22 protein-coding genes are annotated in these 24707 nt (G+C 40.8%); 6 read left to right on the top strand and 16 right to left on the bottom strand.

The annotated features are described in order from the left end of the window. Positions 1–77: 77 nt before the first annotated feature. From BMX50_RS04215 to BMX50_RS04200, 3 genes are all read left to right on the top strand, one after another. Entirely contained in the window at positions 78–932 is an 855-nt protein-coding gene (locus tag BMX50_RS04215; RefSeq protein WP_167667804.1) for a helix-turn-helix domain-containing protein, read from the top strand. Between the two features lie 107 nt (positions 933–1039). Continuing rightward, on the top strand, positions 1040–1780 hold the full coding sequence (locus BMX50_RS04210) for an SDR family NAD(P)-dependent oxidoreductase (RefSeq protein ID WP_091208046.1): 741 nt from the start codon (positions 1040–1042) through the stop codon (positions 1778–1780). A gap of 300 nt (positions 1781–2080) precedes the next feature. After that, positions 2081–2827 carry an MBL fold metallo-hydrolase gene (locus BMX50_RS04200; RefSeq protein ID WP_091208040.1) on the top strand — a complete coding sequence of 249 codons (747 nt, stop codon included), beginning with the start codon at positions 2081–2083 and terminating at the stop codon, positions 2825–2827. 178 nt (positions 2828–3005) lie between these two features. Here BMX50_RS04200 and BMX50_RS04195 read toward each other — a convergent pair whose 3' ends face one another. Then, on the bottom strand, positions 3006–5099 hold the full coding sequence (locus BMX50_RS04195) for a sigma 54-interacting transcriptional regulator (protein ID WP_208864637.1): 2094 nt from the start codon (positions 5097–5099) through the stop codon (positions 3006–3008). 51 nt (positions 5100–5150) lie between these two features. Continuing rightward, entirely contained in the window at positions 5151–6755 is a 1605-nt protein-coding gene (locus tag BMX50_RS04190; RefSeq protein ID WP_091208037.1) for a sigma-54 interaction domain-containing protein, read from the bottom strand. A gap of 300 nt (positions 6756–7055) precedes the next feature. Here BMX50_RS04190 and BMX50_RS04185 point away from each other — a divergent pair, with 300 nt between their 5' ends. Then, a complete protein-coding gene (locus tag BMX50_RS04185) occupies positions 7056–7547 on the top strand; it encodes a hypothetical protein (protein ID WP_091208034.1) in 492 nt (163 codons plus the stop codon). Here BMX50_RS04185 and BMX50_RS04180 read toward each other — a convergent pair. The 4 genes from BMX50_RS04180 to BMX50_RS04165 form a co-directional block, all read right to left on the bottom strand. Further along, on the bottom strand, positions 7540–8784 hold the full coding sequence (locus BMX50_RS04180) for an RNA polymerase sigma factor (RefSeq protein ID WP_091208032.1): 1245 nt from the start codon (positions 8782–8784) through the stop codon (positions 7540–7542). The genes BMX50_RS04185 and BMX50_RS04180 overlap by 8 nt on opposite strands. Before the next feature lie 24 nt (positions 8785–8808). Then, positions 8809–9147 carry a YciI family protein gene (locus BMX50_RS04175; RefSeq protein WP_091208029.1) on the bottom strand — a complete coding sequence of 113 codons (339 nt, stop codon included), beginning with the start codon at positions 9145–9147 and terminating at the stop codon, positions 8809–8811. Between the two features lie 47 nt (positions 9148–9194). After that, the gene (locus BMX50_RS04170) at positions 9195–10082 is read right to left on the bottom strand and encodes a hypothetical protein (protein ID WP_143065083.1); all 888 of its coding nucleotides are present in this window, start codon (positions 10080–10082) and stop codon (positions 9195–9197) included. 155 nt (positions 10083–10237) lie between these two features. Next, complete coding sequence (locus BMX50_RS04165; RefSeq protein ID WP_091208024.1) at positions 10238–10813, bottom strand: DUF2652 domain-containing protein; 576 nt, start codon at positions 10811–10813, stop codon at positions 10238–10240. A 315-nt stretch (positions 10814–11128) separates the two neighbouring features. Here BMX50_RS04165 and BMX50_RS04160 point away from each other — a divergent pair, with 315 nt between their 5' ends. Continuing rightward, a complete protein-coding gene (locus BMX50_RS04160) occupies positions 11129–11761 on the top strand; it encodes a DsbA family oxidoreductase (protein ID WP_167667803.1) in 633 nt (210 codons plus the stop codon). Positions 11762–11955: 194 nt separating this feature from the next. Here BMX50_RS04160 and ligD read toward each other — a convergent pair whose 3' ends face one another. The 8 genes from ligD to BMX50_RS04125 form a co-directional block, all read right to left on the bottom strand. Continuing rightward, complete coding sequence (ligD, locus tag BMX50_RS04155; RefSeq protein ID WP_091208019.1) at positions 11956–14034, bottom strand: DNA ligase D; 2079 nt, start codon at positions 14032–14034, stop codon at positions 11956–11958. 64 nt (positions 14035–14098) lie between these two features. Continuing rightward, positions 14099–14551 carry a carboxymuconolactone decarboxylase family protein gene (locus BMX50_RS04150; RefSeq protein WP_091208015.1) on the bottom strand — a complete coding sequence of 151 codons (453 nt, stop codon included), beginning with the start codon at positions 14549–14551 and terminating at the stop codon, positions 14099–14101. Positions 14552–14577: 26 nt separating this feature from the next. Continuing rightward, a complete protein-coding gene (locus tag BMX50_RS04145; protein ID WP_091208013.1) occupies positions 14578–15579 on the bottom strand; it encodes a hypothetical protein in 1002 nt (333 codons plus the stop codon). Between the two features lie 54 nt (positions 15580–15633). Beyond that, on the bottom strand, positions 15634–16641 hold the full coding sequence (locus BMX50_RS04140) for a bestrophin family protein (RefSeq protein ID WP_091208010.1): 1008 nt from the start codon (positions 16639–16641) through the stop codon (positions 15634–15636). 10 nt (positions 16642–16651) lie between these two features. Next, positions 16652–17650 carry an alpha/beta hydrolase gene (locus BMX50_RS04135; protein WP_091208007.1) on the bottom strand — a complete coding sequence of 333 codons (999 nt, stop codon included), beginning with the start codon at positions 17648–17650 and terminating at the stop codon, positions 16652–16654. Positions 17651–17695: 45 nt separating this feature from the next. Further along, complete coding sequence (locus BMX50_RS04130; protein ID WP_091208004.1) at positions 17696–18307, bottom strand: DUF2652 domain-containing protein; 612 nt, start codon at positions 18305–18307, stop codon at positions 17696–17698. 108 nt (positions 18308–18415) lie between these two features. Next, positions 18416–18589: a hypothetical protein gene (locus BMX50_RS34430; RefSeq protein WP_167667802.1), complete on the bottom strand. Its 174-nt coding sequence runs from the start codon at positions 18587–18589 to the stop codon at positions 18416–18418. Positions 18590–19074: 485 nt separating this feature from the next. Next, positions 19075–19449, bottom strand: a complete 375-nt coding sequence (locus BMX50_RS04125) for a hypothetical protein (RefSeq protein WP_091208001.1) — start codon at positions 19447–19449, stop codon at positions 19075–19077. Between the two features lie 1187 nt (positions 19450–20636). On the opposite strand from BMX50_RS04125, the gene BMX50_RS04120 reads away from it, so the two are divergent. Further along, positions 20637–20840, top strand: a complete 204-nt coding sequence (locus tag BMX50_RS04120; RefSeq protein WP_091207999.1) for a hypothetical protein — start codon at positions 20637–20639, stop codon at positions 20838–20840. A gap of 149 nt (positions 20841–20989) precedes the next feature. On the opposite strand, the gene BMX50_RS04115 is transcribed toward BMX50_RS04120, so the two are convergent. Next, positions 20990–22333 (bottom strand): HlyD family secretion protein, encoded by a 1344-nt coding sequence (locus BMX50_RS04115; protein ID WP_091207996.1) that lies wholly within the window; start codon positions 22331–22333, stop codon positions 20990–20992. Positions 22334–22349: 16 nt separating this feature from the next. Then, positions 22350–24536 carry a peptidase domain-containing ABC transporter gene (locus tag BMX50_RS04110; RefSeq protein WP_091207993.1) on the bottom strand — a complete coding sequence of 729 codons (2187 nt, stop codon included), beginning with the start codon at positions 24534–24536 and terminating at the stop codon, positions 22350–22352. Positions 24537–24707: the final 171 nt, after the last annotated feature.

The following is a 24707-nucleotide window of genomic DNA, read 5'->3' as shown; positions in this document are numbered from 1 at the left end:
ATCAAGTATTTTTAATGTGGTATGTGGATTGTAATTCAATGCGCAGAGCGGCATTGCCGCCAGTACAGATTATCAAGATGCAGCACTTCAAACAAAAAAAACTTAAAAGATTTGGGATCCTGGATTTTTATGCACAAAACCATCCAGATCAATTGATCGATCAGCTCAGTGATTTTATTAAAATAGTATATGTACGGGAGGGGAGCAAATTGAATATCGATTTTACAGACCTTGCAGCAAAACAGGATGCGATAGTTTTTGTAACAGCAGGGCAAATACTCCGGCTTGCCGAAAGTTTTAGAGGCAGCATCATATACTACAACCATGATTTTTATGGACTACGCCTGCACGATCAGGAAATAGCATTTGATGAAATGCTTTTTGATAAAGTGCAAAAGGTACCCTCTATCACACTTAACACGGCAGATTCGAAGTCGATCTTGTCTGTTTTTGATGAGATAAGGCGGGAGATAACCCAAAATGATATCAACCAGGAAGAGATGGTGCGCGTTTTATTAAAACAGGTCATCATCAAGGCCACGCGTATTTGTCAACACATGAAGGGAGCAACCGATCTGTCGGCTCAGCAGGATTCAGGTTTTTGCAGGTTCTTTATTCAGTTGGTTGAACGTAATTTTTTTAAATACCATGATGTGGCATCATATGCTAATATTTTAAATATCAGCGCAAAAGCATTGAATAAAAGGGTTTGTAAGCATAGTTGTTATACTCCCAATGAAATTATAAAGCGGCGAATTATACTGGAAGCTAAACGGCTTTTGGTTTATACGCATCTCTCGGTAAAGGAAATTGGCTACAAGCTCGGTTACGAGGACCCTTCTTATTTTATTCGCTTTTTCAGCAAACAGGTTAAAGCAGCCCCGCAAACATTCAGACTTCATTTTCAGGGTTCTTTTAACGCGGTTGCCTGAAGTGGGATTTAAATAATTTAATCAAGAGAATACCGCTTTTATCAGTGAGTTGCGGCAGACATTGATCTTAACAAATAATAATAACTCAAATTTTAGATGTACAGAAAATGCAAAAGAACATTGTAATAACAGGAGGATCTTCGGGCATAGGAGAGGGGCTTGCCAAACATTTTTATAACAAAGGCTGGCAGGTATTGATAACCGGACGAAACAACTCGAAATTATCAAAACTCGCGGCAGAATTGCCCGGAATTTATACCATAGTATATGATAGCCTGAAAAATGGCCAGGAAAGCAAAATTATCGATTTCATAAAAGATGAGTGGAATGGCAAACTTGATGTGCTGGTTAACAATGCCGGCCACGTAGCGCTTACACCATTACCTGAAATAAGCCGCGACCAGTTGGAAGAGATGTACCAGGTTCACCTGATAGCACCCAGTTTACTGGCGGCGGGTTGCGTGCCATTTTTGTCGGTCACCAAAGGGCAAATCATTAACGTAAGCAGCAGTCACGGTATCAAAGCTTACGCGCAACTCAGTGCTTATGGCTCGGCAAAAAGCGGTCTTAATATGCTTACCAAAATATGGGCGTTGGAACTGGCTCCGCTCGGCATCCGCGTAAATTGTGTTGCTCCCGGGCCTACAGATACTCCTGTTTTGGAAAATGCCGGCCTCGCGGCAGATATCATTCTCGCCATCCAGCAAAGCGAAGCAAAAACTATCCCGCTGCAAAAAAGAGGAGATGTTGAAGATATTGTGGCCAACACAGCGCTATTGATTGATTCGGGATCTAATTGGGTTACCGGGGTAGTGCTGCCCGTAGATGGCGGCATATCGGTTAGTTAAATCGATACGACATATTCAGGAGATGTTGAGGTAGGTTCATGTAACTCAAATTAAATGCCGGCAGGTTTTCCAGTTAGAACCGTAAGGCCTCCTGATATAGCCGCTCCTGAGGGAGCGGTTTTTTGTTGTAACCGCTGACTGTTGCAGGGGTAAAAAAGCCAGTGTTTGGGGCTCATTGTCCATTGTTTCGGTTAAATGGTTAAGGGAACTTTGTATTGTTAATAAGGCATCAGGTTTAAACACTTTGTGTTTTTGCCCATGTGATTGTTGATACAATGAATTTAAAATCAACCGAAAAATATGAAAATTACAAAATTATCCTGGGCGGGCCTGATGCTTGAAAGCGGCGATACGACCCTTTACATTGACCCTTTACAAAATCTTGATGTGATATCCCCATTTGTTGGCGTGGCAAAATTTCCGGCGTTCCCGGTGCCGTATCCAAAAGCCAATATGGCTAATGTGCTTATTACCCACATCCATGCAGACCACTATGATGAGCAGCTGTTAAAGCAATTGTTGGCGGATAAAGGTTTGCTTTGGGGGCCGGAGCAAGTACGCAAAAGCGCGGTGAACATAAGTTTACGAGCATCGATAGCCAGGCTTTACGATACGTTTTATGTAGGTGAGTTCAAAGTAACTCCAGTACCTGCCGTAGATTGGGTTGGCGAAGACCAGGTTTCGTACGTCATTAGCGATGGGATCCATACCGTTTTTCACGGCGGAGATACCAACTGGCATGGTTACTGGTGGACTATTGCGGAACGTTTTGGGCCATTTGACGCAGCGTTTTTGCCGGTAAACGGTGTTGTTGGCTCGTTGCCCGGCCAGGATCTTATCAGCGATATGAGCGGTACCATGAACCCCGACCAGGCGGTTACCGCCGCGCGCATTTTAAAAGCAGGATATCTGGTGCCTATCCATTACGCCCAATTTAATAACCCGCCAACATACAACGAGTTTCCTGAAGTTGATAAAACGCTTGATCAGGCCGGGTTAAAACAACATGTTACTATCCGAAAGCTTAAAGATGGCGATACAATTTAAATCGACGGTTTAATGATAACTAAAAGGACGTTATTGTCTGGTGCAAAAATAATTGCTTTTACCCGGGATGTCGGGCAGGCCTTTTAGTTTTACATCTCCGGAGTTCAGGCTCCTAAAACAACAACGGATTCATTGCTTTAATGAATCCGTTGTTGTTTTGTTTGCTCAATGGCAAAGGTTACTGCATTTGCTTGAAATATTCCTTTTTGGTAATATTTAATTTTCGCATTTTAGAGTGCAGCGTGGTTGGCTGTATGGCTAATACCCCGGCTGCACCACCTATCCCCGAAATTTTACCCTCGCATTGTTTCAAAATGTTGATGATGTGGCTTCGTTCCATTTCCTCGATGGTTTGATTAAAGAGAGCAACTGTTTGTTTATCGCCCTGTTTAGCATGGGGTAAATGTACCTCACGCAATACGCTATCATTAGCCATCAAAATGCTTCTTTCAATAATGTGTTCCAGCTCCCGTACATTTCCGGGCCATAAATACGATCTCAATTGCTGCAATACTTTAGGTGCTATTGAATTGACTTTGCAGCCGATTAGCTTGCTGTATTTATTGAGGAAGAAGCTTGCCAACGCAGGTATATCTTCGGTGCGCTCACGCAACGACGGCAGAATGATCGGAAATACGTTAAGCCGGTAATACAGATCAGAACGGAATTTACCGGCTGCTACTTCCTTTTCAGGGTTGCGGTTGGTGGCCGCTATGATCCGTACATTAACCTTTATGGTAGCTTTACCGCCCACACGTTCAAATTCCCGCTCCTGGATCACACGGAGTAGTTTAACCTGCAATTCCAGTGGTAATTCGCCAATTTCATCCAAAAATAAAGTGCTGTTGTGCGCCAGTTCAAACTTGCCGATGCGTTGTTCAAAAGCGCCGGTAAATGACCCTTTTTCGTGGCCAAACAACTCGCTCTCGATAAGATTTGGTGGAAGGGCCGCGCAGTTCACTTTTATCATTAATTTGTTTTTCCGGGGTGAGGCATTGTGGATTCCCCGTGCGATCAATTCCTTTCCTGTTCCCGTTTCTCCAAGTATAAGCACCGTTGAGTTAGAATCGACAACCCGCGACATTAGCTGGAAAACTTTCTCCATTTTAGGGCCGCTGCCAATGATCTCTGAAAAATCGTAGATGGTTTTGATCTGCTCTTTCAAGTGATCGTTTTCCATTTCCAATTGCTTTTGATAGGCCAGTAACTTTTCGTTGGCTTTAATGTTGAATATGGCTACCGATATTTGCGAACAAAGGCCTTTTAGCAGGTCGGTATTCAATTCGTTTGTCAGGAGCCAGAGTGTTCCTATATTTTCGTTTCCTACACGCAAACGGGTGCCATAGGCGTTCTTTAATCCGGCGGTTTTCCAAAAGTTCATATAGGTAAGGTACCTGCCATGCCGTCTTTCCTCTTCAATATCGAAAATAATGGGTAGCTTATCATTAAGGGCCCTTGCTGCCAGGGGCTCATGAATGGTGATATTTTGAGGCGATAGTTCAATTGCCGATTCCTCGTTTGGATAAACCGCATTTTTATTATAAATGTACCGGCTAAGAGAAATGCCATCATCCTCCATCACCCGTATCACGCACATTTTCATTCCCATCAGCTGGTTTAATACACTGGAAATCGCGGTTTCCAGGTCTTCTTTTTTTCTTACCGAGGCCAGGTCGGTAGCAAACTTAAGCAGGCATTTTTTGTCGCGTTCCTTGTTTAATACCACTTCGTAGGCGGCAATGTTATTGATGGCTTTACCCAACCAAACCGCTACTGTTTCAATAACTTGTATATCATCGTCATTAAACGAATTAAGTTTATCTGCAAAAAGTACAAAGGAATGTTTTACTCCAGGGGTGTCGGGCAGGTTCTTTGCAAGTATTTCACGGGCTCCCGAGGCGTAATTTAACTTAAGCCATTGAGATGCTACCGATAAATTGAATGTACGGATATCGCAAATTTGCGCCTTGTCGGCTCTTGAAACCAAGTCGAGCAAATCATGGCAAAACGAATACGATCTGGAGATAAGTTCATTATAGCTTGAATATCCCGCAGATCCTCCGGAGGGTTTATCCATAAAAAAGATCCTGTAAGTTTGTTCATTGTTCACGCACGACAGCAATGCGGCCTGGCTGAAGTTTACCAGCTTTTTTAGGGTGTTGTCAAGCACTATCATCAATTGTGCCTGTGTTTTTACTTTGGACAGCTCTCGTTTTAATGAAAGTAATATTTCATCTCTATAGCCATTTTTTTCATCGCTTTCACTTAGCATTTTCGCCTCCTTTTTGTTTCTCTTTCTTTGCCTTTTTCATAATAAGCGGGGCTATTTGTAATCTTTTTTAGTGATCTTCAATCTTCTCATTTTGGAGTGGAGGGTAGTTGATGGTATATCCAATATTTCGGCCGCTCCGCCTTCGCCGCCAATTTTTCCGCTGCAACGTTTTAATGTACCGATAATATGATAGCGTTCCATAGCCTCCAAGGCCTGCGGTGGTGTAATATCCAAAACAGATGAATCATTGTTAATTCCTGGAAGATGAATTTCTCTGAGTTTGCTGTCGTTTGATAGTAATATGCTGCGTTCAATTAAATGTTCCAGCTCGCGTACATTGCCCGGCCAATCGTACTTTTGCAGCATGTGGGCAACTTCGGGAGTCATACCCTTTATCGCAAGTCCGTTTTGCCGGCTGTAACGGCCGATAAAAAAATTAGCTAAAGGAACAATATCTTCTTTACGTTCGCTCAAAGGTGGTAATTGAATAGGAAAAACGTTTAGGCGATAATAAAGGTCCGCCCGGAAACGGCCGGCGTTTACCTCCTCTTCCAGGTTACGGTTTGTTGCTGCAATTATTCTCACATCAACCTTAATAGTAGTTTTACCGCCAATTCGTTCAAATTCACGTTCCTGGATAACCCGCAGTAATTTTACCTGAAGTTCTAAAGGAAGCTCACCTATCTCATCTAAAAATAGGGTACTGTTATGCGCCTGTTCAAATTTACCTGTACGACGTTCAAACGCGCCTGTAAACGATCCTTTTTCGTGGCCGAAAAGTTCGCTCTCGATCAGATTTACCGGCATTGCCGCGCAATTGATCTTGACCATCAATTTGTTGCTTCGGCGTGAGGCCTGGTGTATGGCCCGCGCAATGAGCTCCTTACCTGTACCTGTGTCACCCAGTATCAATACCGAAGATGTTGCACCTGCCACACGGGAGATCAGTTTATATACATCCTGCATTTTTGGATGCCGACCCACAATTTCAGCATTATAGATATGGCCAAGCTGCTCATTGAGATGCCGGTTTTCCTGCTCCAATTTTTCCTTAAGAACCATGACCTGCTCGTTGGTTTTAATATTTGAAATAGCGATCGATATGAGGGAGCAAAGGCTTTCAACAAGCGGGATATTTTGTTCTTCCATGGCAAGCCAAAGGATACCCCATTTTTGAGAAGCGGTTTGTAAGGGCATCCCGACAACCTTTATAAAGCTTACGCTTTTCCAGAAATGCAGATATCCGGCGTTGCAGCCCCTGGCTATTTCTTCATCAATTGTTAAAAAAACGGGGCCGCCGCTATTCAACACCATGTTTTGGATGCCATCATTAATAGGATATCTGGCCTTTGCAACTTCAAGTATCAGCGGATCATCTGCAGCGGTAACGGTACGGTCATGTACATAAGTACTCATGGTTTTACCATCGTCGTTAATCATCCTTATGGCATATCCACGTACTATGTTTAGTTTTCGCAGAAACAGTTTTACGGTACCAAAAAGATCTTCCTTGCTTTTCACTGCAGCTATGGCGTTACCAAAATCAAGCAGGAGGGTAGTTTCCCATTCCTCGTCAGTTACCAGTTCACCATCCTCTATATTCCCCGCCAAGGTGATAAGATCTTCAGCAAAATGTTTGGTAATTATTTCTTTCATATAAATTAAAACGGCTTTTCTGAAAGGTTAAAAGCTGCTTGGGGTTTATATAAAACTATGCCAGTTATGGTAAACGCTCAGTGACAACTGTATTGAGGTTTTAAGGGTATCAGGCGCGAACGAAATACCGCCCGGCTGTGAGTTCCGACACCAAATAACGCCTAACTCCCTTTAGCTATATTTTCCTCAGTGTATCTGATTTAAGCATCCGTCTAAAAGGATTTCGATTAAAATTTAGCCGTTTTGTCCAAAAATGAAATGCTGCTTGTCGTTAGGTTTTTCAAATCAATTTAAATAAACATGGAACAAAGCAAAAGGAGCGGAGCGAATGTTATCCGCACAATTTTAATAGCTGGGATTATTGCAGGCATTCTGGATAGCGCTGCCGCCTCTGTAGTATTTTATTTTAAGCTTGGCCTCAGTCCGGCGCAGGTTATGCAGTATATAGCGAGCGCGCTTTATGGCTCCGACGCATTTTCGGGAGGTACGGCGATGGTAATTATTGGCACATTATTGCATTTTGCAATATCATTTGTTATTGCCGCTGTTTATTTCTACGCGTATCCGGTGATAAGTCAATTAAGAAAATGGCCTGTTATTTCAGGACTATTACTGGGCTTTGCCGTTTGGCTGTTTATGAACCTCGTTGTTATTCCGTTCAGTAAAATTCAGCGAACCCCGTTTGAATTAAGTGCTGTTCTTATCAGTGTTGTCTGGCATATGGTGTTGGTTGGTTTGCCAATTTCATTAATAACAAAAAGGCATTTTGAACGTACCCATAGGTTTAATTAGCCATTTTTATTTTGAGTAGTTCGATGTTCTTTTGGATCGTTGCCTTATCTGAATTGGAAGCTGAACGGTTCAATGCGATTTGATAACTGCTTATTGCTTTACCATCGTTAATATTAGTATACAGGTTGCCCAATAACGAATAGAAAAAAACATTGTCAGTAAAGTTCAGCTTTTCAGCCTCCACTATGGCTTTTTGTTTTCCTTTTATCTTAGATAGTGCGAAAATACGGTTTAGTGCAGCGGTAGGAGAGTATTCGATAGCCAATAACTGATCATATAGCCGTAGGATATTCTCCCATTTCTCAGGCGAATCGGCTTTACGGGTATGCCAGTAAGCAATCCCGGCTTCGCAGTGGTATTTACTTAAATGATTGCCGTTTGATGATCGATCTAAAAAGTAAAGACCTGTATTAATCAATTCCTGGTTCCATAAACTTTCGTCCTGATCGAGGTAAAGTATGGCATCGCCGGCATCACTTAGCCGGGCATCAAAACGGGATGAATGAAAACACATTAAAGCTAATAGCGCATTAACCTGAGGAGTATTGGTTGCGTTGTTCCCGGCAAGTAATAAAGCAAGACGCATCGCTTCCTCACACAGATCTTTACGCAGAGGGATATTTTGTGATGTAGAGTAATAACCTTCCGAATACAAGAGATAAAGTGTTTTTAAAACATTATCAAGTCTGCTGGCGATCTGGCTAAGCGAGGGGGGCTCAATTTTAATTTTGGCTTCTTTAAGTTTTTCTTTGGCGCGGTTTATCCGTTTGTATATCACCTCCTTGTTAGTTAAAAAAGCGTCTGCAATTTCCTGTATCCCAAAACCGCAAAGCAGGTTTAATGCCAGTGTAACCTGCGAATCGGCAGATATAATAGGATCGCAAATGGTAAAGATCATCGCCAGCTGGCTGTCGGCTATGTTTTTTACAGAGAGATCGATCTCAATTTCTTTACTTGCGGTTTCGTTTGTTTTTAATGCGGCCACCAATTTTTGTTCAAAAACCTGGTGACGTTTGATATAGTTTCGGGTTTTGTTTTTTGCAACAGTATAGAGCCAGCCAATCGGATTTTCAGGCACGCCTTTTTTATCCCAAAGTTCGGTCGCCGAAAGAAAAGTATCGCTCACGATATCCTCGGCTATTTCAATGTGTTCGACGCCAAATAGGTAGATGAGTACCGATACTATTTTTTGATACTCGGTACGGAACAGATTGGGAATCAGCTCTTGTTTACTCATAAAATATCCATAAATATGGATCTATTAGAATCCCATCCTTATCTCTACAGAACCATTGAACTCAAATATTGGGCAGCCCCGTGCAATTTTTTCGGCTTCGTCATAATCCTGCGCTTTAATAATAATTATGCCGCCAATTGATTCCTTAATTTCTACAAAGGGGCCATTGGTAGCGCTTTTGCCGCGTTCAACAATTTTTCCGGCTCCGTCCCAACGCTGAATAGGCCTGGCAAGTATGCCTTGTTTCGAAAGATCATCAAACCAGGCTTGCCAATGCTCCAGATGTTTTTTTAACTCATCCGGGCTTGGCTGTTTTTCGGCCGTTGTAAAATCTCTTCTGAAAAGAAACAGAAATTCTTTCATAATTTTTTTCTTTATAATTAGCTAATCGGCTTTACAAAAATCGGTATTTACTGGTACAAATACTGATCGTTACTTCGACCCTGATCTGCGATCCATTTTTCAATATACGAAAGAAGTTCTGTAGTACCGGCAGGAATCTTCATTTCAGTTTGTACACCCAGCATAATGAGCCCAAGGGCTACACACTGCTGGATATCAAGCTTGCTAAGTAACCCAAAACTAAAGCCTGTAATAAATTTATCCCTGGCGTCGGCGGCAATTTCAGCTATCTCCTCAAAGTCTCTTCGCGCAAATATGAATTGCTGGTCTTCTGAAAAAAGAATCACGCTATTTATTGAGTAGATGAGCAAACGGTTGATATTCATTGTTCGCAACAATGAAAAACATTTCTTTTTTAAACCATTTGGCGTATTGATATTAAAGGTTGTATTGGGCATTTCGCCGTTCAATACCATCCAAAGGTTAACCGCCTCAAACTCATCAAGTACAAAGGTGACCTTCCCCTTCATGTTAAATTTTTCAATTACATGAAGTATATTATCTATTTGAAAAAGTAACTTTTTGCCGGGATCGTCCAGATAAAAGATAAAATCCAGATGCTGTTTAACAAGTGGTTTTATTACGTCATTAAATAACCCGCTCAACAAGCTGGATGTATCAGCCAGATCAGTCCAATGGTTAAAAGTTATGGCCCTGCATTTCTTGAACAGCAGAAAAAGGTCGGATATTAATTGTTCATTTTTTATATCATGCCAGGTATTTTCATGGTTGTTTTCGTTTAGAACTATAAACTCATATTTGGTCAATGAAGTCATATCATAGCCATCACACATCATCAGGCTTCTTATGCCTAACTTTTTAAAAAAGTTTGGCAACGCTAATTCTTTTATTCCCAATAAATTTTGTGATGCTTCCTGAAATTTTAAGCTTGTCATTCTTTTTTTCTTTTCACAGAGCAGATATGTATCCTTTGATCGGCCTGCCTGTTCTATTGTTTTTATGAGTGCTGATAATACCGGGACCGAATTCACAATTTCTATCTCAAGCGCTTGCATCATTTTGATATTTGGCATTAATATTTGCGGTTGGATTATGCTGTTTGTGGAAAGGTGCCCACCAGTAGTGTTAAATTACGCTGTGTACTTGCGTTATATAATTCGCAAACCCGGCCCTCAGTAGGTATAGCTTCCTGCTCCTGCGCTTCGAGGTATTGATTTGTAAATAGTGCGCTGATAGGCATTACAGCTTTACTTTTTAACAAATTACGAATGCCGGTTATCGTAGTTCCGCGTAACTTTGAGAGCTCTTTTTTTGACAGGTTGCCTGGGGCACAATAGTGTATAATGAACCTAACAGACGCCTGATGCGCTGCTGGAAAATAATATCTTAATAAATTCAATTCGGCACTAAACGATGTAAGAATTGCTTCCAGTTGCTGTAAAATTACCCGCGTCGGGAAAGCAGGCCCATGGCGAAAAAAAAGTATGATATCATCTTCCATCTCCGATATCAAAAACGATAAGCGGTTGCCCCTGATTATTGATCTTAACAATTTATCGATAATGCATGAACGCATCTCATTATCGATATCATTTATGTAGTTTATATGATTTATATAATAGCTGATATCGATTATTAAGATGGTGCCCTTTAGGTCTCTTTCCATGGTTGATCAGTTGGGTTTTGTATTAAGCAACGCTAAACCAAGCGAGCTAATGCAGTGTTGAGACTGAACTTAACAATTGAGGTGCCATATGGTAATTTATTGATTATTATGTATTTGTATCATTTTCCAAAAAGGTTTTACACCTCATTTCGACGATAGGAAGCCAAGGCCACGAAATATGGTGGTTTAACAGGATCGGATCCCGCATCCCATCCTGCTTATTATTACACTATAAGGTTTATAAGTATGAAATAAATATTATAAAAGTTGTCCAATCCAATCTTATGGGTTGTTATCCGTACTAAACGTAACACATTGAAAATAGAAGTTTGGTTCGATATAGCTTGCCCTTATAGCTATATCGGTTTAAAGCATTTGGAAAAGGCAATTGAGTTTTATGCAGGCGGGCAACCAACTGTTTTACTTCGCAGCTTTGAGCTTGAGCCTGAAATAGCAGTTGATAACGATGAAACACAATGTGCAACCTTAATGCGTCAATATAAACTATCCCAATTAAGGGCTCAACAAACAATTAACGCGATAATGATGGCTGGTCAGAAAGCCGGGTTGACAATTGATTTTGATAAAGTGATCCGTACAAACACTTTTGACGCGCATCGCTTAATACATTTTGCTGCAGATAACGGCAAAGGAGCGGAGATGGCTGGCCGACTTTTTAAAGCATATTTTGAAGAGGGAAAGCGAATCGGTAACAAAAAACAATTGATCGGGCTGGCGGCTGAAATAGGAATCGACGCGAAACAACTTTTGGAAAGTAATAGCTATTCGGCAGAGGTAAGGGCGGATGAACATCTGGCCCAACGCATTGGTATAGGTAAAGTTCCCTTTTTTTGGTTCGAGGAAAAGTATTCAATAACCGGCGCTCAATCCATAACGGTTTTTACGGAATTGATGAGCAGGATCAAAGCTGCTGATGATAATCGGTAAACAAGCATAGTTAAAGGTGTTACCGCCCGCCGACCTATCGCGTTGCTGACCGGTTTTCACAGCTAAGCTATGCCGGCGTAGGTTCATTCATGCACGAACGGGTGGAAAGTGCATACCCATTACAACATCCTCGATAAGCTGGCACCCGTCATCTTCGTTACGGCGGGTGGCAAGCTATCCTTTAATGTATTTTATTAAAAAGAAGAGGGTTTTATAACTTGTTGATCATCAAATAGATTTTGGGCTTTATTGATAGTTTGGAGTAGGTCAATTCCGTTATTTAATACCCCTTTAAAAAGATCGCCGGTTTCTTTAAGGCGGTCGATGGCGTTGAAGATGGTAAAATCGCTCATTTTTAGTCCCGGTTTAACTTCATCCCAATGCAGTGGCATGGAAACTGTAGCTCCCGGTTTCGGCCTGAGCGAATACACACCCGCTATTGTTGCCTCGGGCCGGTTTTGTAAAAAATCGAGATACATTTTGCCATGCCGCGCTGATGTCATTCTTTCGAGCGTGGTAAAACCAGGCAGTTGGCTGTTAACAGCAGATACAATGAGTTTAGCAAGCATTTGCGATTGTTCATAAGTATATCCGGAACCTAATGGGATATAAATATGGATGCCGGTTGATCCGGAGGTTTTTGGAAACGACGGAACGCCAAGTGAATCGACAATTCTTTTTACCATGAGTGCCGCTTCAATTACCTGATCAAACGTGTTTTGCTCGTCAGGGTCAAGATCTATTACGCAATGATCCGGGCTTCCTGGCGAACTTACACGGCTAAGCCAGGGATTGATCTCGATACATCCCTGCCCGGCCATCCACAGCAAACTTGAAATATCATTCCCAACTATATAATTATGATGTTCGCCCTTTGCCGTATCATGAGCAAAGGTTGTGGCCCAGTCGGGGGCCTTACCCGTAACGTCTTTCTGGTAAAAATGCGGGCCGCTAACACCATCAGGAAAGCGATTTAACGACATCGGCCTGTCGCGGAGATGCGGAAGCATATATTCGGCAACTGCTATATAATAGTTCAGCATATCGCGTTTGGTTACAGCTTCCGGCAACCAGTAAATTTTATTTAAGTGGGTAAACTGGATTTTCGATCCATTAAAAGTAAGCGTTGCCGAATCATTGCCCCGCGGAATGAAAGTAGCAACAGGCTTTGGATGAGATGAAAGCGGACTACCGGTTTTTTGTTCCTCTTCTACAACCGCTTCTTTCGTATTTTGAGGCGTCTCTAATGTTACATCAACAGCGTTTTTATCAATGCGCATCCCTTTAAATGATGCCTGCCTGAAAAGTCCGTCTTTGGTAATTTCGGCAAAATTAACTTCACAAATCAGCTCGGGCTTAAGCCAGGTAAAGGTTTCGCCCGGTACTTTTTTGGTTAAAGGTGATGTTTGTGCTTTATTTTCGATATCAAAGGGATTAGTATCTGTAATATATGACGAAAAATTTTGCAGCATTTTAGCCTGTTGATCAATGGAAAAACCAGTGCCAACTTTTCCAACAAAGCGCAATTTACCGTTTTCATAAACGCCCAACAGCAAGGCGCTAAAAGGTTTGATGGTGCTTTTATTTTTGGTAAAACCGCCTATCACTACTTCCTGCCTGCGCTGCACCTTTATTTTCAGCCACGCTTTTGAACGTTTGTCGGGTGCGTAAATGCTGTCGGCCTGTTTAGCAACTATCCCTTCATAGCCATGCTTTTCGGCGTTTGCAAACAGGTCTTTACCTTTAGTGGCAATAGGAATACTTCGGCGGATAATATGGTTGCCTGGTGGTATAACGTGCTTTAAAATGGCTTGCCTTTGGTTTAACGGTAAACCCATAAGGTTCCGGCCTTCGTACCATAGCATATCGAAAACCTGGTATACTAACGTACTGTCTTTTTCATTTTCCCAATTTTGCAAAGCTCCAAAATCCGTTGTTCCGTTTTTGCCCATTACTACGATCTCGCCATCTATTACCGCGTTACATGGCCATGTGTTAAGTACATCAATAATGGGATAGTATTTGGCGAACGAAATGTCGTTACGCGACAGTAACCGCGTGTTGTGTTTATTAATAACGGCAATTGCCCGGTAGCCGTCCCACTTGTTTTCAAACAGCCAGCCGGGATCGTCAAAAGAGGTATCCACCAGCGTTGGCTTCATTGGTTTAAAATTTTGTGGTAACGCTGTTAAGGGGGCCTTCGCCAGCAGTTCGTCCAGCGTTTCTGTATCAAAATTGGAGTGGCTATCCATATCAAGCTTCTTAATTATCATTATGGTAGTGCTTAGTATAAAATTTACATAGGCCGATAATGATCCGGCCTATGTAAAAAATTGATCAACCAAACTGACCTACCTGGTAAGTGCCCGCAACTTGCGGGAAAGAAAGGTTAAACCTGTTCCAGGTGTTAATGGTTGTAACAGCAAGTGTAAGATCGATCAGCTCTTCTTCAGTAAAATGAGGTTTTACACGTTCGTAAACGCTGTCGGACACCTCGCATTTGGTTACGGCCTCGGCCCAGCCGAGGGCAGCACGTTCACGATCTGTAAAATAAGGTGTTTCACGCCATGCGCTGATACCGTAAAGCCTTTGTTCGGTTTCACCATGTGCGCGGGCATCTTTGGAGTGCATATCCAAACAGTATGCGCAACCGTTCATTTGTGATACCCTGAAAAATACCAATTCCTGGAGAGGTACTTCTATCGTTGAGTGTTTTAAGTAAGCTCCTGCTTGAAACAGGGATTTCAGGGCATTTTGCCCTTTAGCAAATAAGTTGATTCTTGGTTCCATTGAAAATTTAAATTAAGGTTTGTTATTTATTCGTACAGATGTATGCTGTCGGGTTTTTGCAGATCGTTAATCCAGTTTTGGATATATAGTAGCAGGCCGTGTTGATCTGGTTTAGTATTAAACTCGCCGCTGCAGCCAAAAACAATAAGGCCAAGGGCAATACAGTGCGCAATATCAAGGTGCTTTAATAATCCGATACTGAAGCCGGCAATAAAGTCTTGCCTGGCGTTTGCGCTTATTTCAATATGGTGTTCAACTTTTTTTCGGCTAAGGATAAATTGCTCGTCGCTGGAGAATACTATTGCATTGTCGGCCGAGTATATCAGCAGGCGGCTAATATCCATCGTTCTGAAAATGGAGAAGTATTTTTTGTTGAGATCAGATGGTGTTTGACCATCCAAAGGTGTATCGGGGTTTACGCCGTTTAACACCATCCATAATTTCATTGCCTCACTTGCATCAAGGGCAAAGGTTACCTGACCGTGATATGAAAACTCGCTGATGAGATCAATTGCTTCATCTACCTGGAAGGAAAGTTTATTTCCCGGGTCGCCGAGGTAAAAGATAAATTCAAGATCTTTTTTGCCCAGTGGCTTTATGACATCGGCCAATAAACCGTTCCAAAGGCTGGAGGCGCCTGTAATAGCCGCCCAATCATCAAATGCAATAGTTCGGCAGTTGCTAAACAGCGAGCGAAGTTCTGCGATAACAGTTTCATCCTTAAAAAATGCCCATAGGTATTGTTCAACCTGCGCTGGCGGTAATGTAACCGCGAGTTTTGACAGCGCAGTGAAATCATGACTGGCATTTAATGTTATGCTGCGGATACCCAAAAGTTTCAAAATTTCGGGGAGCGGTGCTTCTGTTACTCCCAGCTTATTAATCCTTAACCCTGATGAAGATTGATCTGAGTCTTCGTCTATTAGGGTGAGGTAAATGTTTTCTGACAGCAAACCGCTTTCAACAATCTGTAACAGATTGGTTAAAACAGGTGCTGTGTTTTTAATTTCCATGTTTAATGTTTCCATCTTCAAATTATTTTAGGTTCTGTAATTTTTTCCATGTTTGTAGGTGGATGTTATTTACACCATAATGTCATTTTGGGCCGTTAACTCGGCAGGCAGTTCCCCTTCTCCTAAAAACTCTCTCAGCTCAATTTCAATGCTTCGGCTCATTTGCGAAATGGGTACGTCATTAGCGCTGCCTTCAAACGGGTTTTCGGTACTTTCGCCAACCTGTTCAAGAGATGTATAGATCCATGATATCACCGTACTGAAGGGGGCCACCAGCCAAACCATGTATCCTTTCATTATGCCATGTACCTCGTTATTGAGCTGGTCAAAATCCTTCAGCATACCAAATGGGAGAATGATGCAAAACATCCAAACAAAAAAGGTATTAATGATAGCATACTGGCGGGGATAAGGCGAGTTTTTTAGCTGTTCGGCTTTGGCCTGCTGCGTATAAAAATCGCGGATGGCGCGTTCCATTTCTACAAATTGTAATACGGCTATTTCGCCCTGCCCGTACAGTTGTTTAATGGTTTCGCTTTGCAGCGAAAGGAGTTGGGTAGCTTTATTATTGGTGCCGAGAATGCGCCTTAGATCATCATCCGAAAGATAATTTATAAGCTCGCCCTCCAGTGGTGTTTTCCATTCGGGTACTGTGTAGTATTGCTGGTATTCGGCATTGTGTTTTTTATTTACGCTTTCCCAAATACGCTCTTCCCGTAACTGATAACGCAGCACAGTGAGCCAGGCCATGTGACGATAAATAAGCAGCTTACTTTTTTCGGGATTATTAAAAAAATCCCGACTGATGAGCCCCCAGGCCCGGCTTTGGCTAAATATGCTGGTCCACATTTGTTGCCCGTCGTCGGTTCGCCGGTAAGTTTGCGTATTGGTGAAACCAACTATGAAGGCGGCACTGGTACCTACCAATCCTATAATGGCCCAGGGGATATCAAGCCATTTAAAGCCCAAAACCTGGTAAAGGATAACGGGTATGAGGCCAAGTGCAAAGAGCTTGTATATTTTTCTCCTCGTCCAAACCAGGAACTCTGGTAGTTTATATGATTTTCCGGCGTGCATAATTCAATTATTAAGCCGGTTTCAGGTATCGTTTTAATTCTGTAGCTACCTGGTAAAACGCAGAGCGTGTTTGAGGCAGGGTTGCAAGGGCATTCAGTAATCCAAAATCATGGATCATGCCGTTATAACGAATCGAAGTTGTAGGTACACCAGCAGCGTCAAGTTTTTGTGCATAAGCCTGCGCGGCATCGCGTAAAATATCGCTTTGCGCAACAATAAGTAATGCGGGAGGGAGGCCTTGCAATTGTTCGAGAGTGGCATTTAATGGCGAAATGTATATTTCTTCGCGTTGTTCTTTATCAGGTGCGTATTGATCAAACATCCATTGCATCATTGCGGAAGTTAAATAGCGGTCGGCGCCAAACTTTTCGTACGATCTTGAGTCGAACCTTGCATCGACAACAGGCCAAAGCATTACCTGGAGCTTGATTTGCGGACCTTGTTTTTCTTTGGCGAGCATAGTGGTTACCGTAGCCATGTTACCGCCTACGCTATTGCCGACAATGGCCATATTGTTGCCGTCAACATTGATCTGCTGCCCGTTTTCGGCTACCCATTTTGTCGCGGCGTATATTTCGTTAATAGCCTTTGGGTACCGTGCCTCCGGTGACGGAGTATAGTTTACAAACACCGCGGCAAGTCCGCTTAATACCACAATGTCGCGCACCATGCGTTTATGGGGTTGATAGTCGCCCAGGATCCATCCGCCGCCATGTAAAAAGATAAATACCGGGAGCTTTTCGGTGTTACCCGCAGGTCTTACAATATTCAATTTGATATCGAATCCGTCGGCAGTAATTTGTTTCTCCATTTCGTCGATACCTGACAGATCAACATTTACAGATGCCTGCGCGTTTATTAATACCTGGCGGGCTGCTTCTTTAGTTAGGCTTTCGACCGGTGGGGTTTCAGGATTGTTCAATATTTTTAAAAAATCTTTTACCTGCTTCGATAACTTACTATCTGTAGTGTAATCCTGAATTTTTTGTTTAAGTTCTTTAGTTTTCATATGTGTAAATGCTTGTTTTTAGTAGAGAATATTCTTTGCCGGGTTTCATGTCCCCGTTTGTCCGAGCCTAAAACTTTGGAGATATGAAAGTGGTCCGGCATCGAAAGGGTAGGCGAAATAAGTATAACAAAGGCGGCCAACATCATATAACTCGCAAATATCCTTAGCTTCAGCAGGGAGGATAAAATCGTCCTGGTCCTGTTGGTAATAGTCCTTTGTAATCAGCGCATAGGTATGTGTACCAATGCTGTTTTTCAGTAGACGATGAGCTTCCACCACGGCCTGCCCAAATAGTTTGGAATAGCTACCAACGGCAAATCTGCCGATCACGCCATAATGCACTACCAGTTTAATCGAAAGGGCGCTGGTTTGCGGAAAGTTATCTTTAAAAGTTTCGAGTTTATTTTTAAATGCCTGGAGCATAATCTCAAACTGAGCGAGAATATCTTTAACCGGGAAGGCCGGACCATGCCTGTAAAAAAGGATGGCATCGCCTTCTATTTCTGAAATATTGAATGATAGACGATTGGCTTCAATTATTGATTCGAGCAGGGCGCAAATGATCAGGCTACCTGCCTCATTCTCAGTTTCTGCAACAAATTTCGAATAGCCGCTGATGTCAACAATAAAAATGGTTCCCCTATGATCTTCGTTCATTACTGCAATATTGTTTAATGAGATTTTATGTGAATGTTAACGCGGTCTCTGTGATCACAATGCCTGGACTATTTCAAAGAGCTCCGCCGGTGGTATGATCGGGTTGGTTTATTCATCCTGTAAAGGTTGTTCAACCATCCGTAACGAGTCATCCATATATTCGCCTCCTTCGCTAAAGCTTTCTTCATTTGGATCGTAATCTTCCGATGCCATTTCTCCCGATTGATCGCCCTTTTTGTGAGGATCGCTATGCGATCCGAATAACCAGTTTTCGATATTCATCTTTCTAAGTGTTAATCTGTACCCCCCCCCTTGATTTATAGCCAGATTCAGGTCCGTACACGCTATCCTGAACCGTCGACCAGGCGGCTTTAGGCTTTTTACAAGTGTTGTGCCGTGTGTTAAATAATTGATTTTTAGGATATTGCTGTTTTGATCTAATTTCAATTGCACCTTATATCGCCGAACTAACCGATGTTGCACCAAATACAGCGCATTGGCCGTTAAGAAGGCAGGATGACGTAAACAAATGGCGGGGTAAGGAATTTTTCCAATGCAAGGAATGGGGCTTGCAAATGCAGTGCATTTTTATATCCAATAAAATGCTATCGGGGAATCGGACAGATATTTTGAATACTAAACGACCGCACAAATGATTTGATATCCTATTTGTGCGGTCGTGGAATTAGTAAAGTCGATCGGGCTAACTAATTCATCTTTGTAGAAAATGAAAGATACTGCCGAAGCTAAATGCGGTTTTAATATTTTCAAATACGAACTACAGCTGATTCTTTAACCACCTGCCATCTGTCCGAAAGATATTCCCAAATAACAGTGAAATATTTTCTGTTCAATTTGCCTTCAAACACCAGTTCGCGAGTAATTACTACCATACCCATGTTACCATCACATACTGCGTAATGATATTCAGTTTTGGTAGAAAATGGTTCAGCGTTTGAATCTTTGTTTTGCTGTATAAAAGACATGAGTTGTTCTTTGTTCATTGTATCAACGCCCCCGTCTTCATCAACTTTTACTATTAGTAATTTATCAGCATAGGCTTTATCAACGTATTGTACATCAAAATGCGTTGCATGATAAATTAGTTCCCGGGTTAATTCAATTAATTGTTCGCTGTTCATCTTTTAATTTTTTTAAGATTAATTATTGTTTGTCTGGAATTGTAGTTAAACTATGTGTTTACGCTACAGTTATCGCAGATGAGCGGAGACAAGATTAATGCCTTGTGCTAATATATTGATTTACAAATTTTTTTGTATTTGACCATCAAGTTTTACACGTTATTTCGACGATGAAATAGTTATTGGCGAAATAGAGCGCCTTCATTGGATATTTACCATGTTGATTGTATAATATGATCGCGATATATCAGGAAGATATTGTCAAACTATTATATGATCCCTGTTAACACGGCATTGAAAGAATACTGTGATGAGTAAACGTATAAACACTGGTATGGAAATCCATGCCAGTGTTTCTTTGATGAATGAATGGAAATTTAATGTGTATGGATCACTCTCGAGATAAAATAGATCAGATACGTAAAGGGATTTCGAACCCCATAATCGCCTTGAATCATATCAAAATGCGGTTTCTAAAAAAGAACTTAAAATCGTTTTATTTAAAATAGTATTTTTTCGAACCGCTTTTGATGCGATAAATTTTCTTTATAATTGGTTGGTTATAAATTAGTTATATTCAATAAAAAAGGAGATAAACAAATCCGTTCATCTCCTTAAGCGGGGTACTTGGAGCCCTGCTGAACAGCTAATATCTTTGCTTTTTTTTTGATGAATTGATAATCAGATAGTTATTGTTTTTTTATTGGTTTTGGAGTTGAATGTAAAAGTGCGATCGTCCTATTATCATTTTGATTCTATAGCTAAATAGTAATGGTCTTTTATGTGATCGTAGAGTTCGATAATCGAACACTGTGATTGTATTGTAAATCAGGTTTTTATATTTGCAACTTAGTGAGATGAAGCAATTCTTATTTATAAAACACATATTACTCGGGGAGTAAATAGCCAAATCGAAATCTATCGATTTATAAAGCTAATTAAGACTCGTCTGTTATTGGATCGCAGCTCAAATTAGCTATTGATTCGAGCCCAGTAAGGGGAATCAAATTAAATGCAACTGGCAAAAGAAGATTTTTAATTTAGATGTTTTGGGAAAGTAAATCTTGAAAAACGTTGTCCTAATTTCACGAGACAGGCTCTTCAATAGCTATCTTTGAAAAAAAGCTTGCTAAGCTTTAAATTATAAGATTTTTACAAAATTATTTAAAGATAATCTAATCGAGCCGATGAAAAAAGACCTGCCTGCTGACCTTATTGAGCGTTTTTTTTTAGGGGAATGTACTGATAAGGAAAACGAAGATATTTTACTCTGGTATAATTCATTCCAAAATTCGGCTGTTGATCTGGATTGCATGTCGACCGTTGAGCGAGGGCTTTTTAAAGCTATCATGTGGGCCGAAATTACCAAGAAGACAGGTGGTTTCAGTTAACATCTCGTCTGTATTTATTCTATGACTGCCGAGGATGTTTGATCTTTTGTCAATGCTTAGCCTTCTACAATCAATTTAGCTATCAAAACTGTTAGTTTTTGTTCTTATTTTCATGGGTAGTAACTGTACCAGGATAAAGTTTAACGAGTCTATTTTTTGCCTATTGAGATTGATTTTACGAGGTTATAATATACGCGATTAAAAAGAGTCATGTCCCGTGTAACGATAAGCGCTTGCGCTTTTAGTCCGCTTTTATAGGGGATTTCATTGTTGTTGCTGGTTTTTAGTCCTTTAGATAGCCTGATCATAGCACGAAACCCGCTGTCAGAGGGGACGTTTGAAATGTAAAATAATTTTCCTGGCACATATCCCACTTCCTCGTAAGGATATGCGTCAAAGCGTAATTGCACAGATAAACCAGTTGTAATCTTTCCGAAATTAAATTGAGATAAGTTTGTTTCTGCGTAAAAACCATCTTCTTTAGGGTTGATATAGCCTAAAAGCCTATTGGTTTGTATATATTGATTTTCCTGGAGAGGTATAATAAAGTAAGCTTTTCCGTCAACTGGTGATTTTATGACATAATTTTTCAGCCATTCATCCACATGGCTTTTAAGTGATTGTAAGATCTGACGGAAAATGATTTTTTGCTGTGCAAAGTCGTGGTCCAGTTGATTGATTTCACTGAGTTTACTCCTTTTTTGAGTCTCATTCTCCAAAAGAGTATTGTCTAATTGGGGAATCGCTAATTGCTTGTTAACAAATTTACTTGTTTGCGTTCTGAACTCTTCCTTAGTGAGAACATTTCGATCAAGAAGGGTTTTATTCATTTTATAACTTTCCTCTGCAAGTTCAACGTCTTTCTCGGTAAGTTTTTTTTGATTTTGTATCGTTGACTTCATCCTCTCTAAGGAATTAACATCGCCCAGCAGTTTTCGTTTTTTAGTCGAATAGAAACCATCGGGCTTGTAGTCGTTAAATTCCTGCCAAGCTGCTATAAATTGTTGATAATAGGTTTGTAATTCACCGAGATCAGTGAAATTTACGCTGAATATTCTAGCTGCCTCATCCGTTTGGTTTTTATTCATTAAATCGATGCAGCTGTCAATTTCCCTGGAAAGTTCAATAACCTCAGCATGATCTGCTGTACTTTCTATCCAGCCTATGATTTGATTTTTTGAAACTATTTGATTGTTCCGGACAAATAATTTCACTAAACGGCCTTCCTGTCGTGAAATGATCTCTTTGGGGGCATTTTTTGCAGTTAAAATCGCTTTTACTTCAATAACTTCGGGATATTTAATAATCCAGGTAAAAGCAATTATACAAAGAAGGAAAAATAAAAAAATATACAATGACCACTTTTCCCAGAAATCAGGCTTGCTTGAGATGATCTCCTGCGCAAGCTCAGAGCGTTCTTCGATTATTGCGCTTTTAATAAGGGAGGGTTTCCCTTTACTGGCCCCGTTCAATTTTACTGTTTCCTCGTTCATAAGACAATATTTTAAATTACAAACCTAATTCCAGTTGGTTCTTAACCAGCTCATAGTAACGCCCTTTAAGAGAAGTTAAATAATGATGGGAGCCTTCCTCTTCTATTTTTCCTTCATTCAAAACGACAATCTTATCTGCATCTTTTACAGTGCTCAACCGGTGAGCCACAATTACCACTGTCCTCCCTTTAAAAAATTGACTTAGTTGGTTTACAATCGCTTTTTCATTGTTAGCGTCGAGGGAGTTGGTAGCTTCATCAAAAAAGAGATATTGAGGGTCCTTATAAATAGCCCGCGCTATTAAAATTCTTTGCCTTTGGCCTTCACTTACGCCGACTCCCTCTGCGCCTAATCGGGTGTTGAATCCATTTGGCAAAGCCTCAATGAAAGATAAGATATTCGCAGTATTACAGCTTGTTATTAACCTTTCGTGATCTATAATCTCATCGCCGACAGCAATGTTACGTGCAATGCTGTCATTGAAAATATACCCCCCCTGAAGTACTGCCCCGCATTGACTGCGCCAGAATGATGGGCTGATATATTTAAAATTGTTCTCGCCTATTCTGATTTCACCCTCATAATGTTCTGAAATTTTTAATAACAATTTCAACAAAGTTGTTTTACCACTACCACTCATACCAACAATCGCAGTTACCTTTCCTTCAGGTATCATTAAATCCAAATCCGATATAACCGGGTCGTTTCCTGCTCCGGGATAGGTAAACCAAAGTTTTTTTATGATGATGCTTTTATTTTCAGGGAGATAAGTTAGAAGGTCGTTGTTTTTCGGCTCTTCGTCATCCATTTCATGAATCTCATTTAGCCTTTCCAGACTGATTTTTGCGTCTTGAATGTTTTGGGACAATTCGATGAGCTGGCTTACGGGGCCATTTAACTGACCGAGGATGTATTGAACTGCCAACATTGTGCCAAAGGTTAACTGCCCTTCGACAACTAATTTTGCTACAATGAACGTTATCAGGATATCTTTTGCCTGGTTAATGAAAAGCGCTCCAGTGGTTTGCCATTGAGTGAAGTTTAGATTTTTAAAGTTCAATTTGAATACACTTACCTGCAAATTCTCCCATTCCCAACGCTTTAATTTTTCTGCATTGTTTAACCTGATATCCTGCATTCCCTGGACAAGTTGCAAAGTGGCATTATTTTCCCTTGAAGCGACATGGAACATCTGATAATTTATTTTTCGCCTGACTTTGAGGAAAAGGCGTATCCACATAAAATAAATGATGCTGCCAACGATAAATATGGAAAGCAATTGAATGCTATATAACATCAATATTATTGAATATACAAAGAAGTTGAATATTGCGAATAGGGTAGTAAGTGTCTGGCTTGTCAAAAAAGATTGAATTTTTCGATTATCATCGATCCTTTGCAATGTATCTCCTACCTGGTGCCTATCAAAATAAGAAACCGGCAAACGCGTTAGTTTGATCCAAAAATCGGAAAGAATAGATATATTAATCCTGTTGGAAATCCGCAACTGTAAACGGCTGCGGATAAATTCGATAACTGTGCTACTGAAAGTCAGCATCAACTGGGCAAACAATACAATAGTAATATATTGCATGTTTCTGGTGTTTATCCCGGTGTCGACTATGCTTTGGGTAAGAAAGGGCAGAATCAACTGCAAAATTGAAGTGACAAGTAATGATATGAAAACCTGAACAAGCTGAAACTTGCTTTGCCTCAGATATCCACTTATTATTTCCCAACTCAACTTGTGTTCCTTTTCCCCTTCCGAATCAAAAAAAGCCATCCCCGGTTCTAATAATAATGCTGTTCCTACCTGTCCCGACTCGTGGGTTTGCGTTGAGAACCAAAACTTCTTGAATTCTTCTGTATTATAGGTGATAATAGACCTGGCAGGATCAGCGATCATTGCTTTTTTTTCTGTTAAAGACACAAGGACAACGAAATGATTTTGGTTCCAGTGCAAAATGGCCGGTAGGGGCGCAGTCAATAGTTTCGTGAAGTTAATTTGAACACCCCTTGTCCTAAAGCCCATTTTTTCGGCTGTTTCACTTATTCCCAATAATGTTACCCCTGATTTATTGAAGCCCGCCTTTTGTCTGATTGAGTCTGCATTAAAATGCCTTCCGTAGTGCTTGGATATCATCCGTAAACAAGTTGGGCCGCAATCCATTTCATTTAACTGCTTATAAAAAGAAAATGACATAATTAGGTTTGATGAAGATTAAGGTAGGTAAATCTAAAAGATTTTTCTTATAATTTATTTTTATCCATTTATTTATATATATATTTAAAAAATATAAACTTAAACCTGAAGTAAACCTAGACGATTCGCTCAATCAGATATTATTTCATGGAATGCAAGGCATGTAAGCAT

The sequence above is a fragment of the Mucilaginibacter gossypiicola genome (genome assembly GCF_900110105.1).
Taxonomy (GTDB): domain Bacteria; phylum Bacteroidota; class Bacteroidia; order Sphingobacteriales; family Sphingobacteriaceae; genus Mucilaginibacter; species Mucilaginibacter gossypiicola.
This window is presented reverse-complemented; position numbering and strand designations above follow the sequence as displayed.